Source organism: Bizionia argentinensis JUB59 (assembly GCF_000224335.1).
Lineage (GTDB): Bacteria > Bacteroidota > Bacteroidia > Flavobacteriales > Flavobacteriaceae > Algorimicrobium > Algorimicrobium argentinense.
Genome location: NZ_AFXZ01000025.1, coordinates 39936 through 54482, shown reverse-complemented (window position 1 = coordinate 54482; position 14547 = coordinate 39936). Strand labels below are relative to the sequence as shown.

The following is a 14547-nucleotide window of genomic DNA, read 5'->3' as shown; positions in this document are numbered from 1 at the left end:
AAAAATATAGCAATCGTTGAACTAATAAAAATTAACGACAGATAAGTTTTTTTATGAAATATTTAGTGACACTTTTTCTCGTTTCTTTTTTATTTTCTTGCCAACAACAAAGTCAGGTGGAAAAGGAAATTGAAAGCATAGATATCACTTTTAAAGTGGAACGTTTTGATAAAGCGTTTCACAATTCTAAACCATCAGATTTACCTAAACTAATGGAAACTTTCCCGTTTATGTTTCCAGATGAGTATCCAGATGAATTTTGGGAAATGCGCATGCAAGACTCACTTCAGCAGCAACTAACAGGGGAAAGCACCCGAATTTTTGAGGATTTCAGTAAAGAAAAAGATGATATTACGCGTCTTTTTCAACATTTAGAATATTATTTCCCCGAATTTAAAGTGCCTCGTGTTATAACATCAACCTCAAATGTTGATTACCGAAATAAAGTTATTGTAACCGATACCATTGTTCTCATATCTGTTGACACTTATTTAGGTAAGGACCATGATTTTTATCAGGGGATTCAAAAATATTTAACAGCTAATTTTGAGCGTAATCAAATTGTAGTGGATTTAGCTACTGCTTATTCCGAGAAATATACCTTTCAATCCGATAGAAAATCCTTGTTGGATGAAATGATTTATTACGGAAAACAGCTCTACTTCAAAGATGTAATGATTCCGTTTGTAAGTGATGCCGAAAAAATTGGTTATACCGAAGAGCAGCTAAAATGGGCTCGAACAAATGAATGGTTTATTTGGAATCATTTTATAGGACAAGAATTGTTATATGATACCAGCGCCAAATTACCATCTAGATTTATTAATCCAGCACCGTTTTCCAAGTTTTATTTAGAGCAGGTGGATAATGAGTCGCCTGGAAGAATTGGACAATATATGGGATGGCAAATTGTAAAATCCTATATGTCCGAAAACCCAGTGTCTTTAAAAAAGATGCTGAATACGGAACCGTTAGAAATTTTTAAAACTAGTAAATATAAACCAAAAGATAATGGCTAAAATAAAATCTACTATAGAACTTAATGTTGAATTAGATGAAAATCGCGTCCCTGAAAGCTTAAGCTGGACTGCACCAGATGGAGGAATCGATAATGAAGAAGCGAAGGCTATGTTGCTATCCGTCTGGGATCATAAAAATCAGGAGACGTTGCGTATTGATTTGTGGACAAAAGATATGCCTGTTGATGAAATGAAAGTCTTTTTTCATCAAACTTTAGTAGCTATGAGTGATACTTTTAAACGTGCTACTCAAGATGAAAAAATGACAGCTACAATGAAAGATTTCTGCGATTATTTTGCCGAAAAACTAGATTTGAAAAAGGAATAAATTTTTAGTCTAGAAGTTCGTTTCCATCTGTTTTTATAGTAAACACGGATTGTTTTATTCTAATTATTCTAATTGTCTAGCTAGTTAGGTTTTAAGGCTTTCTGAACTTGTCAATGCAAATAGGTCTTATTTCGAATTTATAATAAAAGTAGCTTGTGCTTGTACTAACCAATCTGCATTTGTTGGATGTGATACAAATTTATAAACACCAGCTTTTAAATTAATTGGTAAATATCGGTTTGGAATTAGTTTGCCAATCCCAACTCCCAAAGGAACGCTCCATTGTTTATTGCTAATGGCATTCCAATTAACTGTAATATGTGGATTAGTGTAAACATACCAATGGTCTAAAAAGTTTTGGGAAACCATAATTTGTGCTTCTAAAATATTTACATCGGGTTTAGTGTGCGATCCAACTATGGAAAAGTAATTTTGCACAGCCAAGCCATAAGTTAAACCATTGGTTTGCTTTAAAGCTATGATAGACGGCCCAATAGAAAGCTTATTATTACCTAATATTTCTTTTACAGCAGGAAACATAATTGCCGGTCCGAAGCCCCAACTAAATCCCTTTTTTTTTGCTGATGTTATAGTGGATATAAACTTCACATTACCCAAACCATTTTTGTAACCAGACCGTGTTGGTATATTCATTAGAGGAATAACTGTTTTAGTTATAACTTGCCATTTTTTAAATATAGTAATTGGAATTATAGGCTCGAAATATATGATATTGGTATTTCTATCACCTAGATATAAATGATAAGAAACTGGAACGCTTAACATGTTAGCAATTGGGTTTTGAATTTTATCTCGTAATAACTTTCCATCATCAAATGGCGAATAGTTATCTTGGATTTGCGCTGTTAAAATTGTGCAATACGTAATGAAGAAAGCAAAGAATACTAGTTTTCTCATAAAAATATTCTTTTAAAGATGTTAGAAATTAGTGTAAATATTACGCGATAATACTCACTTATTTTTTGCTATTAAAACTATCTGATGTTCGATGAATATAGGGATATAAATTAAAAAGAAGCCTATATTATAAAATAAATACAGGCTTTATTTTTTTTAAGTGGTTGTTAATGATGGCTTAAGGGTCTCTAATGATTTAGTTTTTTTAGAGAATCAGAAGTCTTCCTAAAAAAAAGTAAAGGTTTCTTAACTGTAAGTGTTAGTGCAGAGATGTTGCGTTCTAATTATTCAGGAGGTTTTAATATGAATTTTCGTAATTGAATAAAGGTGATTATTTACCATTCATTAATTCTATTTGAATCTAATTTAATAAAAATAAATAGTAAAATAGTAAATCCCCAAAGTCCGGAGCCTCCATAACTAAAAAATGGAAGTGGTATTCCAATGGTAGGAATCAGGCCCATAACCATACCAATATTAATCAAAAAGTGGAAGAATAGAATGGCAGCAACACTGTAGCCATAAACGCGACTAAACTGCGACTTTTGCAATTCGGATAAATGAAGAATCCGTAATAATAGTAGTATAAAAATAATGACAACAAAGGCGGTACCAACAAAGCCCCATTCTTCACCAACAGTACTGAAAATATAATCTGTATGTTGTTCCGGAACAAACTTTCCTGTTGTTCTTGTGCCTTGTAAATAGCCTTTTCCAGTTAAACCACCAGAGCTAATGGCCTTTTCGGATTCGTATAAATTATATAGAATATCCCGCTGCATTTCTTGAATTTTAGCTGGATCTTTTTCTAGCCTTAACCATAAACTGATACGATCTTTTTGATGTATCTGTAGTATGTTTTCATATAAAAACTCCACCGCAAAACTTAAAACAAGGCAGGCTAAAATAATAGAAAACGTTTTTAAAATCTGTGGCTTTTTGCGTCTGGTGATGTGATATGTTAGTATTATAACGGTTGCCACAATTCCTGTTGTTACATCTCCAAATTTTAAAGCACTCATTGTAATTAGCGTTAAGCTAAAGCCTAGTATTAAATATACTTTAGGTAAACCTTCTCTATAAAAAACAAAAATAAAGGCGGCATAAACTAAAGCACTTCCGGTATCATTTTGGAGCAAGATTAAGAGTGCGGGAATGCTGATAATTATAAAGGCTTTAATTTGATCTTTAAAGTTTTTTAAATCGATCTGTAAGTCGCTTAAATGCTTAGCAATTGCTAATGCGGTAGCTGCTTTAGCAAACTCACTGGGTTGTATGGTCATGCCACCAATGCCGTACCAGGCCGTAGCGCCATTAACGTTTTTTCCAAATAAAAATAATCCAACCATGGAGACCATGGATAGTATATAAAGGACGCTAGAAAACCTAACGTAAAATTTGGATTCTAAAGATAATATTAGAATAATAAGCAGTAAGGTAAGCGATATAAAAAGTAGCTGTTTTCCGTATGGTTGTGTGAAATCGAGATAATCTATAGTATCACCAATATGAGAAGCCGATAGAATATTCATCCATCCAAAACCAACTAGAATTAAGAATAAAACTATGGTAATCCAATCAAACTTAAAATGTCTATTAGTTTCTCTGGTCATAAAAAATACTAAATCTCTTTTAATTTATCTTTTAAAATTTTTAATTCTTCGGGAGATACTGTTTCTTGTCCTCCTTGTCTATTAATTTTAAAGGGTTTTCCAGAAAATGGCTTTTGATATTCATGTTCTAAACTATACGTTAAAATCCAATTTTCTAAATCGGTTCGAGAAACTTCATCTTTTAAATATTTCTCAATCATTAAACTGGCAATTCTACCTGCATATCGTGAACCAAAATAACCGTTTTCCACAAAAACAGCAATGGCTATTTTGGGATCGTCTTTTGGAGCGAACGCAATAAATAGTGAGTGGTCTGTAAGCTGGGTGCGTTTACCTTCAATGATGGCAAAGTTTTCAGATGTACCTGTTTTTCCACAAATTTCAATACCAGGAACTTTTAGGTGTTGAGCGGTTCCATTATTCTCATACACATTAAATAAACCTTGAATCACGGGTTCAAAATGTTTTTTGTCTATGGTTGTATAATTTGGCGTGGTATATTTAGAATCTATTTCTTTCCCTTGAATATGTTTTATAATATGTGGTGTATAGTAAAAACCTCTATTGGCAATAGCAGCCGTCATATTAGCTAAATGTATAGGAGTCACTAAAATTTCTCCTTGACCAATGGCGTTTGATAAAACCGTACTTCCTACCCATTTAAAATCTGGGTACCATTTATCATAATAAGCACCATCTGGAATGTTTCCTTTTTTACCTATGGGTAAATCAGTACCTAAAAACTCTCCTAATCCAAAACTTTTTACATGATTACTCCAGATATCCATCGATTTAGAGGAGTTGGAAACAATATCTAAACTTTTACGATAGGCATTGGCGAAATAGGAGTTACAAGATTTTGATATGCCTAATATTAAATCGCGATTTCCGCCTCCACAGTGGCAACCCATTTTACCTCTACGTCCATAAAGGTATACGCCCGAGCAAAATAAGGAGGTTTGTGGTGTAATAACACCTTCTTGCAGTGCCGTTAGGGCTACAATAGCTTTGAAAGGCGATCCTGGTTCGTGCACTCGCAATAAACTTTTATCTATTAATGGTAAGTGTATGCTATCACGATATAATTTTGTGTAATTCTCAGAACGTTTTCTACCCACTAATAAATTGGGATCGTAAGATGGTGCAGATACTAATGCTAAAATCTCACCAGTTTTAGGCTCTAAAGCTACAATACCACCCCGTTTGTTGGTCATGAGTAATTCGCCATATTCTTGAAGTGTTCGATCTATAGTAATAGTAATATCTTTTCCTTGTTGGGGAATGGTATCAAATTCACCATTTTGATAAGGACCAATATCCCGGTTAAAACGATCCTTTTGAATGAACTTGATGCCTTTTATACCACGTAGCTCTTCTTCATAAGATAGTTCTACACCTTGTTTCCCTATTAAATCACCCATTATATAGTACGGGTTTGAAGCTATTTGACTCGGCGTAGCTTCAGCAATAAAACCTAAAACATTGGCAGCTACCGAAGTTTGATAATCTCGTAAAAGTCGTTTTTGAATATAGAAGCCTTCATATTTACGCATTTTCTCTTGTAAAACGGCATAATCTTCCTTTGATAAGTGTGCTAGAAATACATAAGGTAATCTAGGTGAATAATTATAAGCACGTTTATAAGTTTTTTTAAACTGGTCTTTAGTGATTTTTAAAAGGGAACAAAACTCTAATGTATCTAAAGGTTTTACTTCTTGTGGAATAACCATTACGTCATAAGATGGTTGATTTCCTACCAAAAGCTTTTTGTTTCTGTCGTAGACAAATCCACGTTTAGGGTAATCATAAACTTTTCTAATAGCGTTGTCATCTAGGATGTTATGTCCTTCAGCTGAATACACTTGTAAATAGAATAACCTTCCAATAAAAGTGATACCTACTAGAATAATAATAAAAAAGAGTAAAAATTGTCGCATTAAGTTTTTTTACTGAATAAGATGCTCGTTACTAAACACAGTATAATAGTAAATATACTTGAGAATAACGTCTTTTGAATCACCAAAATTATATCTTTTATGTTAAAAGTTTCTAAAGCAAATAGAATAAAATGGTGAATGAAGACAAGAATAATGAAGTAAATAATTTTTGCTCCAAAATCTACGTTTTTAAACTTAATGGTGCCATGGTCATAAACAGAGCCGAAACAAAACTTAAGAACAACAGGTCTAATAAATGCAATGCTCACTGCTGCAGCGGCATGAACACCTCCAGAATCCGAGAAAATGTCTATAGTTAATCCTAAAACAAAACTGATTAAAAGGTAGGTTAGCCGTTTGTCATTTATAGGGAATAGCAAAATAAAAATAACATATAAGTATGGGTTAATATGACCCAAGAAATTAATGTGGTTTAAAATCAATACTTGCACTAAAACGAGTACAATAAACTGTAGGCTATAAGACAAGACGCTATTATTCATTATTAGGTTTTAGTAGGCTGTTTATTTCATCTTTGTCTATATTTTCAATAATGTAAACATATTCAATATTGGTCATGTCATTAAAAAGTTTGACATCTATTGTGTAGAAGTTTTCGGCAGAATCTAAGCGGTAATCTTTAATGACTCCAATAGGAATGCCTTTAGGGAAAATTACAGAACGCCCAGATGTAACAATGGTATCGCCTTTTTTGACAGGTGCGATTTTTGAAATTTCATTTAGCTGCACTATTTGTGGCGATTTAGTATTCCACATTAAAGACCCAAAATGATTGCTGTTTTTTAATTGAGCACTAATTTTAATATTGGTATTTAATATAGATAAAACAGTAGCGAATTTTGTACTTGTTTGATCTACAATTCCCAGAATACCTTTGGGTGTAACTACACCAAAATCTTGCTTCATACTATCACGTTTACCACGATTAATGAGCAACACATTATTTTTAGCTGAATAGCTGTTTTTTATAACTTGAGCTGGCGTAAATTTATACTTAACACCTGAATAAACCGTATCGTTAATGAAACTGTTGTCTATTGTATCATTTGGTGTGTGATAAATTGAATTTAAACGCGCATTTTCCTCTTGTAATAAAATATTTTGAGATTCTAAATTAAAGTAAATAGAAACATTATTAGCCGAATTATAAACACCTCCTGTAATAAAGTTAGCCGAATTTATAAACTTACTCTTATGATAGGAATGCGACTGAATCGTAAAAATTACGGCAATAAAAAGCAGCAATAAATACAACAAATTAGTTTTGTTTCTTATAAAGAATTGAATGATTTGTTGCATGATTTAGAATGCTATTTTATCAAGATACTTTTGAATTTCGATAAGTTTTTTAATGTAATACCAGTACCTCTAACGACGGCACGTAAAGGATCTTCTGCAATATAAACAGGTAAGTCTGTTTTTTGAGATAATCGTTTGTCCAATCCACGCAACATAGAACCTCCACCTGCTAAATAAATACCAGTATTATAAATATCGGCAGCCAATTCTGGGGGTGTTTGAGATAGTGTTTCCATAACGGCATCTTCAATACGTAAAATAGATTTATCTAAAGCCTTTGCTATTTCTCTGTATGAAATTTGAACTTGTTTTGGTTTACCAGTTAGTAAATCACGCCCTTGAACACTCATGTCTTCTGGAGGTAATTCTAAATCCTCAGTAGCGGCTCCAATTTGAATTTTTATTTTTTCAGCTGTACGTTCACCTACATATAAGTTATGTTGGGTACGCATATAATATATGATATCGTTGGTAAACACGTCACCAGCAATTTTAACAGATTTATCGCAAACAATACCTCCTAAAGCAATAACAGCAATTTCAGTAGTACCTCCTCCTATATCTACAATCATGTTTCCTTTTGGTTGCATGATATCTACACCAATACCAATAGCGGCAGCCATAGGTTCATGAATAAGGTAAACTTCTTTTCCATTTACACGCTCACATGATTCCTTAACCGCACGCATTTCCACTTCCGTAATTCCTGAAGGAATACAAACTACCATACGTAAAGATGGCGGGAATAATTTTTTCTTTAAAGCAGGAATGTTTTTAATGAACATGCTAATCATTTGTTCGCTGGCATCAAAATCTGCAATTACACCATCCTTCAAGGGCCTAACCGTTTTAATGTTCTCATGCGTTTTACCTTGCATCAAGCTCGCTTCTTTACCAACGGCAATTATTTTTCCAGAAATTCTGTCTCGAGCAACAATAGATGGGCTGTCTACAACTACTTTATCGTTATGAATAATTAGGGTGTTCGCGGTTCCTAAATCTATTGCTATTTCTTCGGTTAAGAAGTCAAAAAATCCCATGTGTTTTAGTGGTTTATAAAAGGGTTGTTAATCAATTCTTGTAAATGTAATAAAAGTTTATGCAATTATTGTTGTTGGTTTTATTTTTGAATGGTTTTGTTTTTAAATTGTTTTCCTGCAACTTTACTTGTTGTGCCATTTTTCAGCAAAGTGTTATACTCTGTTGAAAAATGGCATATAGAACTCATATGAGAACTCCACTTTTACCGCCAGCCTACACGTAATATGTTTGGATTCCCGAAAGATTCCCAGTTACGTGGGACATTAGTGTTTAAAGTGGCGTGTTCCTGTAAATACCATAGATACGTTGTTCGCATTACAATAGTCTACGCTCAATTGATCTTTTATAGAACCACCTGGTTGAATAACCGCTGTAATACCTGCATTATACGCTATTTCAACACAATCTGGGAATGGGAAAAACGCATCACTCGCCATAACTGAACCTTGTAAATCGAATTTAAAAGATTGTGCTTTATGAATAGCTTGGTTTAAGGCGTCTACACGACTTGTTTGCCCTGTTCCACTAGCACATAACTGCTTGTTTTTTACTAACACGATTGTGTTAGACTTAGTATGCTTACAGATTTTGGAAGCAAAAATTAAATCTTCTAACTCCTTCTCTGATGGTTTATTGTTGGTTGCATCGGTTAATTTGTCAATGCTATCTGTTAAACCATCACGGTCTTGAACTAAAACACCATTTAGGCATGTTCTAACCGTTGTTTTTGGTAAGCTAATATCATTTTGTATTAATAAAATACGATTCTTTTTACCTTTTAAAACGCTCAAAGCATCTTCAGAAAAAGATGGTGCAATGACAACTTCACAAAACAGACTATGAATTTCGTTAGCAGTTGCTTCGTCAATTTCCGTGTTGCTAATTAAAATACCACCAAACGCCGAAACAGGATCGCCTGCTAATGCATCGGTGTAAGCTTCTTGTATGGTTTCTCTTTGAGCAAAGCCACAAGCGTTATTATGTTTTAAAATAGCAAAAGTTGGCGCCTCACCTTTAAATTCGTTCATTAAATTCACAGCAGCGTCCACATCTAATAAGTTGTTGTAGCTTAATTCTTTTCCATGAAGTTTAGTAAACATGGCATCAAAATCGCCGTAGAAGTATCCCTTTTGGTGTGGGTTTTCGCCATAACGTAGAGCCTGGCCATTATTTTCGCTTAATTTAAAGCTAGCGATAGCGTTATCTTGATTGAAATAATTAAAAATAGCCGAATCGTAATGTGATGAGACATTAAATGCTTTCGCTGCAAAACGTTTTCTGTCCGCTTCTAATGTTTCGCCTTTATTTAATTGTAACAAGTCTAAAAACTCACTGTAATCGTTTACCGAAGCCACGCAAACTACATCCGCATAATTTTTTGCTGCAGCACGAATTAATGAAATGCCTCCAATATCAATTTTTTCAATAATATCTTGATTGCTGGCGCCAGAAGCAACTGTGTTTTCAAAAGGATAAAGATCCACAATCACTAAATCGATTTGTGGAATATCAAAATCTTTTAATTCCGCAGCATCACCAGCATGATTTTGTCTGTTTAAAATACCACCAAATACTTTTGGATGTAAAGTTTTTACGCGACCACCAAGAATTGAAGGGTAGGAGGTTACATCTTCAACAGGAACAACTGGAATTCCTAAATCCTTAATGAATTTTTCTGTGCCTCCCGTGGAGTAAATTATAACATTTTGTTCGTGTAATGTTTTTACAATAGGTGCTAATCCGTCTTTACTAAATACAGAAATTAGTGCCGATTTAATGGTTTTTGTAGTACTCATGTGTGTTGTGTTGTTTTATGGCAGCAAAAATAGGGAATTACATTAAAAAAACTACTGTGTTTTAAAGTAAAACACGGTAGTTTTTCAACTTAAAAAGGAAGTTGTTAACAGTTATAAAATAGAAGCCACTTTTTTACACACAAACTCTAAAAAGCGCTCATCCATATCCGTAAACGGATCGATGGTATTAGAGTCTATATCAATTTGTCCTATATTTTCATTTTGCACAAAAATAGGTACCACAATTTCAGATTTTACGGTAATGCTACATGCAATATAATTATCTTGAGCAGAAACGTCTGGAACAACAAAATTTTGGTTGCTAATAGCTACTTGTCCACAGATGCCTTTTCCGAAAGGAATAATAGTATGATCGGTAGGGGCTCCAACATATGGGCCAAGTTTTAGTTCGTTTTTTTCGCCATTTTTAAAATAGAAACCCACCCAATTATAATAAGGTATTTTTTCTTCTAATAACGCGCAAATTTCTAGTAATCTTTCGTTTACAGGCTTTTCAGGTTGCTCAATAATAAGAGTTACAAATGGTTTTAATTCTTGAAGTGTCATTCGTTTTTAAATTTCAGTAAAAGTATTTAATTTGCAGTGAATTATAGAGGTCATTTTGTATAACTTTAACAATCAAAATTTACAATAATTTATAGTGAAAAAATTACTACTAAAATACAAGTCTGTCATTAAGTTTATCCTAACGTTTTTGGCGGTTTATGTGGTTTTATCTTTTTCCTATAAACTATATTTAGATCTTTCTACAGGAACCGATTATTACCCAGACTATGTTACACATGCTGTTGCGCAGCAAACGGCACATTTATTAAACACCTGGGGATATCATTCTCAAGTGCTTCCTCATCTTGATGAACCTACGATGAAGCTTATACTTAATGGTAAATATATTGCCCGCGTTATCGAAGGCTGTAACTCTGTTAGTGTTATTATTTTATTTGTTGCTTTTATCCTAGCTTTTTCAGGAAAGTTTAAAGTAACTGTTATTTATATTTTATCAGGTAGCGTTTTTATCTATGTGGTTAATTTAATCCGTATTGTATTGCTTTCTATCGGTTTATACCATTATCCGCAACATGAAGCCATTTTACACACAGTTATTTTTCCAGCTATAATTTACGGTCTGGTGTGTTTCCTTTGGCTTGTCTGGGTTAATCGATTTTCAAAAATAGCGACCAATAAATGAGAAAAGTAGTAAGCTATATCTCGATTGTTTTACTTATTCTTCTATTGGTACTTATCCGGTTTTTCGAAAATGAATTGTTTTATGATCCGTATTTGGCTTTTTTTGAAAATGATTATTTATACATTGATTCACCAAGACGTGAAGTTTTTAAACTCACCGCTTTTACAAGTTTGCGTTATCTGCTAAATACCATTTTGTCACTCGGAGTTCTGTTCGCTCTATTTAAAGATGTAAGTCTGATTAAATTTTCAGGAATTATTTATGGTTTTGCTTTTATTGTGCTAATTTTTTTCTTTTTATATTTTGTAATTAATCCGAACCAAGATGATTATTATTTATTTTTTAACATACGGCGTTTTTTAATCCAACCACTTTTGCTACTGCTACTTATTCCAGCGTTTTACTATCATAAAAAATTGAATTAGCTATTAATTCATTTCTAATTCTACTTTGTAAAAAGCCTTTTCACTATATTCGCAACGTGATTAAAAGCGCTTTACATAAAATTTTTACTGCAAGCATGGCAATATTAGTCTTGTTTTCCACTGTTTCTTTTACAGTAGAAAAACACTTCTGTGGCGATGTTTTAATAGATATGGCTATTTTTAACGCTGCTGAAAAATGCAGTTCTTATATTGTCGATGTCCAAATAATTAACCATTGTTGCAAGGATACGGTAGATGTTATAAAAGGTCAAGACGAATTAAATGTAAAATCACTCACCGATTTAGATTTTGATCAGCAGTTATTTTTAACAGCGTTTACTTATTCTTATTTAAATTTATTTGAAGGGCTCCCAGAATTAGTGGTCCCTCATAAAAATTATTTCCCTCCCAACTTGATAGCCGATATACAGGTGCTTAATCAGGTTTTTATTATTTGATTTATTAACGATTTGTTTTATGAGTTTTTAACTGATAAAACCATTTTTTTTATTGATGTTTCACGTGATGCATTGATTAACAACGATTCATAAATCCGTTAATTTTTTAATTAAATATATAAATGATACAGACATATTCTATATCCAAAAATCAAGAACCCCATACTTTAAAAGCGTCCCAAATATGAAAAAGATATTCTTTGTTTTGGGCTTTATACCATTCTTGGCATTTTCTCAAAATGATATTCAAGGCGTTATTTTGGAAACCAATGAGCAAAAATCGGAAATTCCTATTACCGGAGCCAACGTGTATTGGTTGAACACAGCCGTTGGAACTGTAACCGATTTTGATGGTGAATTTACCCTTTCATACAAGCCTGATTATAAAAATCTAGTTATTAGTTACGTAGGTTATAAAACAGATACAATAACGGTTAAAAGCCAAAAACCGATACGACATATATTAAAATCAACCAGTACGTTGGAAGAAGTTGTGGTTACATCTAGAAATAAAGCTACGGCAAAATCATACTTGCAATCGCAGAACATCATGACTGTTAGTAGTGATGAGTTACTGAAAGCAGCATGTTGTAACCTTGCGGAAAGTTTTGAAACCAATCCGTCTATTGATGTCAACTTCGCCGATGCGGTTTCGGGAACACGACAAATTAAAATGCTCGGATTAACAACGCCTTATATTCTGATTGCTACCGAGAATATTCCGTCTATTCGTGGTGCTGCACAAGCTTATGGTTTGAGTTTTATTCCAGGAACCTGGGTGGAAAGTATTCAAATAACCAAAGGAGCAGGAAGTGTGGTTAATGGTTATGAAAGTATCGCGGGGCAAATAAATGCGGAGTTGGTAAAACCATCAACCGATAAAAAGTTATATGTGAATTTATACGGCGGGAGCAATGAACGTTTGGAACTGAACACCCATGTTAATACCAAAGTCAGCGATAAATGGGACACGGGTTTATATCTTCATGGCAGTACGCAAAACAAGAAGCACGATGTCAACGGTGATAATTTTATGGATATGCCAATGTATGATCAGATTAATATTATGAATCGTTGGCAGTATACCAATCCTGAAAAAGGAGTGGTTAGTTTTATTAATTTGAAGTATTTAAACGACGGAAAACAAACAGGCGAAGTTAATTTTAATCCTGATACGGATAAAGGTACAACCAACGCCTGGGGAAGCGAAATTGATACCGAGCGTTTTGAAGTGTCCGCCAAATTAGGTTATGTGAATCCAGAAGTGCCGTATAAAAGTATTGGCGTTCAAACGGCTTTTAGTCGGCATGATCAGGATTCTTATTTTGGATTGAACATTTATGATATTGTTCACAACAGTTTATATGCGAATGCTATTTATAATACCTTAATTGGCGATTCGCGTCATAAAGTAAAAACCGGTATTAGCTATACTTATGATCAATATGATGAATTAGTAAATACCGATGAATACAGTAGAACAGAATCGTCTGTTGGCGCTTTTTTTGAATATAATTATGATAATTTAGATAGGCTAAATCTAACGGCTGGTGTGCGTGTAGATCAACATAATCTTCTTGGTTTTTTTGTAACACCTAGATTACATATGCGCTATACACTTTGGGAAAAGGGCGTGTTTAGAGCTTCGGTTGGACGTGGAAAACGAAGTGCGAATATCTTTACCGAAAATCAGCAAATGTTTGCCACATCGCGCGCCATTAACATTGTAAATTCTGGTGGTGATATTTATGGTTTAGATCCAGAAGTGGCTTGGAATTACGGTGTGTCGTATTTACAAGGATTTAATCTATTCGGAAGGAAGGGCGATATAGCATTCGATTTTTATAAAACCGATTTTCAAAATCAAATTGTTGTCGATTATGAAAATCCGCTAGCCGTGAGTTTCTATAATTTAGATGGCGCTAGTTATGCCAATAGTTTTCAAACCGAAGTAAATTATAATATTTTCAAACGTTTTGATTTGCGATTAGCTTATAAGTTTTATGATGTAAAAACCGAATACCAATCAGGGAAACTGGATAAGCCATTAACACCGAAACACCGTTTATTTGCTAATATGAGCTACGAAACCAATTTACAGAGTACTGGTGGACACTGGAAATTTGACGCGACTTATAATTGGTTGAGTAAGCAACGTTTTTCATCAACCGAAACGAATCCGTTGGCATATCAATTGCCAAATTATACACCAACTGTTGGTACATTGAACTTACAGATAACGAAAGTGTTTTCGCCAAAATTTGAAGTGTATTTAGGTGGTGAAAATGTTACCAATGAACGTCAGGACAATCCCATATTGGCGGCCGATGATCCATTTGGAGCGAACTTTGATAGTACGTTTGTCTACGGCCCTGTTTTTGGTAGTATGTATTACGCCGGATTACGTTTCAAAATTAATTAAGAATAGAAATATTTACAATCAGATTTCTGCTATTGCAGAAATCATAAAAATCAAATAAAA

At 33.6% G+C, this 14547-nt stretch carries 14 protein-coding genes; 6 read left to right on the top strand and 8 right to left on the bottom strand.

Annotation, left to right across the window (positions count from 1 at the left end):
• Positions 1-53: 53 nt before the first annotated feature.
• A complete protein-coding gene (gene gldB / locus BZARG_RS07855) occupies positions 54-1019 on the top strand; it encodes a gliding motility lipoprotein GldB (protein ID WP_008637057.1) in 966 nt (321 codons plus the stop codon).
• Entirely contained in the window at positions 1012-1347 is a 336-nt protein-coding gene (gene gldC, locus BZARG_RS07850; RefSeq protein ID WP_008637162.1) for a gliding motility protein GldC, read from the top strand. The genes gldB and gldC overlap by 8 nt, the downstream gene beginning before the upstream one ends.
• Positions 1348-1473: 126 nt before the next feature.
• On the opposite strand, the gene BZARG_RS07845 is transcribed toward gldC, so the two are convergent.
• The 8 genes from BZARG_RS07845 to BZARG_RS07810 form a co-directional block, all read right to left on the bottom strand.
• Complete coding sequence (locus BZARG_RS07845; protein ID WP_008637119.1) at positions 1474-2265, bottom strand: hypothetical protein; 792 nt, start codon at positions 2263-2265, stop codon at positions 1474-1476.
• Between the two features lie 335 nt (positions 2266-2600).
• Positions 2601-3878, bottom strand: coding sequence for a rod shape-determining protein RodA (gene rodA, locus BZARG_RS07840; protein WP_008637033.1), 1278 nt, complete (start codon positions 3876-3878; stop codon positions 2601-2603).
• A gap of 8 nt (positions 3879-3886) precedes the next feature.
• Entirely contained in the window at positions 3887-5815 is a 1929-nt protein-coding gene (locus BZARG_RS07835) for a peptidoglycan D,D-transpeptidase FtsI family protein (RefSeq protein ID WP_008637143.1), read from the bottom strand.
• Positions 5815-6318, bottom strand: coding sequence for a rod shape-determining protein MreD (mreD, locus tag BZARG_RS07830; protein WP_008637129.1), 504 nt, complete (start codon positions 6316-6318; stop codon positions 5815-5817). The genes BZARG_RS07835 and mreD overlap by 1 nt, the downstream gene beginning before the upstream one ends.
• A complete protein-coding gene (gene mreC, locus BZARG_RS07825; protein WP_008637164.1) occupies positions 6311-7135 on the bottom strand; it encodes a rod shape-determining protein MreC in 825 nt (274 codons plus the stop codon). Before mreC ends, mreD begins: the two co-directional genes overlap by 8 nt.
• Positions 7136-7146: 11 nt before the next feature.
• Positions 7147-8175, bottom strand: coding sequence for a rod shape-determining protein (locus BZARG_RS07820; RefSeq protein WP_008637113.1), 1029 nt, complete (start codon positions 8173-8175; stop codon positions 7147-7149).
• Between the two features lie 264 nt (positions 8176-8439).
• Positions 8440-9972, bottom strand: coding sequence for a bifunctional phosphoribosylaminoimidazolecarboxamide formyltransferase/IMP cyclohydrolase (purH, locus tag BZARG_RS07815; RefSeq protein ID WP_008637100.1), 1533 nt, complete (start codon positions 9970-9972; stop codon positions 8440-8442).
• 111 nt (positions 9973-10083) lie between these two features.
• Entirely contained in the window at positions 10084-10539 is a 456-nt protein-coding gene (locus BZARG_RS07810) for a GAF domain-containing protein (protein WP_008637181.1), read from the bottom strand.
• A 94-nt stretch (positions 10540-10633) separates the two neighbouring features.
• On the opposite strand from BZARG_RS07810, the gene xrtF reads away from it, so the two are divergent.
• The 4 genes from xrtF (at position 10634) to BZARG_RS07790 (ending at position 14487) form a co-directional block, all read left to right on the top strand.
• The gene (gene xrtF / locus BZARG_RS07805) at positions 10634-11182 is read left to right on the top strand and encodes an exosortase family protein XrtF (protein WP_040288214.1); all 549 of its coding nucleotides are present in this window, start codon (positions 10634-10636) and stop codon (positions 11180-11182) included.
• Entirely contained in the window at positions 11179-11607 is a 429-nt protein-coding gene (locus BZARG_RS07800; RefSeq protein ID WP_008637201.1) for an exosortase F system-associated membrane protein, read from the top strand. The genes xrtF and BZARG_RS07800 overlap by 4 nt, the downstream gene beginning before the upstream one ends.
• A gap of 56 nt (positions 11608-11663) precedes the next feature.
• A complete protein-coding gene (locus BZARG_RS07795; protein ID WP_449374802.1) occupies positions 11664-12065 on the top strand; it encodes an HYC_CC_PP family protein in 402 nt (133 codons plus the stop codon).
• 184 nt (positions 12066-12249) lie between these two features.
• Positions 12250-14487 (top strand): TonB-dependent receptor, encoded by a 2238-nt coding sequence (locus BZARG_RS07790; protein WP_008637055.1) that lies wholly within the window; start codon positions 12250-12252, stop codon positions 14485-14487.
• Positions 14488-14547: the final 60 nt, after the last annotated feature.

Bases quoted from the DNA above. Each gene is read 5' to 3' on its own strand.
- gldB (WP_008637057.1), top strand. From the start codon at position 54: ATGAAATATTTAGTGACACTTTTTCTCGTTTCTTTTTTATTTTCTTGC.
- gldC (WP_008637162.1), top strand. From the start codon at position 1,012: ATGGCTAAAATAAAATCTACTATAGAACTTAATGTTGAATTAGATGAA.
- BZARG_RS07845 (WP_008637119.1), bottom strand. From the start codon at position 2,265: ATGAGAAAACTAGTATTCTTTGCTTTCTTCATTACGTATTGCACAATT.
- rodA (WP_008637033.1), bottom strand. From the start codon at position 3,878: ATGACCAGAGAAACTAATAGACATTTTAAGTTTGATTGGATTACCATA.
- BZARG_RS07835 (WP_008637143.1), bottom strand. From the start codon at position 5,815: ATGCGACAATTTTTACTCTTTTTTATTATTATTCTAGTAGGTATCACT.
- mreD (WP_008637129.1), bottom strand. From the start codon at position 6,318: ATGAATAATAGCGTCTTGTCTTATAGCCTACAGTTTATTGTACTCGTT.
- mreC (WP_008637164.1), bottom strand. From the start codon at position 7,135: ATGCAACAAATCATTCAATTCTTTATAAGAAACAAAACTAATTTGTTG.
- BZARG_RS07820 (WP_008637113.1), bottom strand. From the start codon at position 8,175: ATGGGATTTTTTGACTTCTTAACCGAAGAAATAGCAATAGATTTAGGA.
- purH (WP_008637100.1), bottom strand. From the start codon at position 9,972: ATGAGTACTACAAAAACCATTAAATCGGCACTAATTTCTGTATTTAGT.
- BZARG_RS07810 (WP_008637181.1), bottom strand. From the start codon at position 10,539: ATGACACTTCAAGAATTAAAACCATTTGTAACTCTTATTATTGAGCAA.
- BZARG_RS07800 (WP_008637201.1), top strand. From the start codon at position 11,179: ATGAGAAAAGTAGTAAGCTATATCTCGATTGTTTTACTTATTCTTCTA.
- BZARG_RS07790 (WP_008637055.1), top strand. From the start codon at position 12,250: ATGAAAAAGATATTCTTTGTTTTGGGCTTTATACCATTCTTGGCATTT.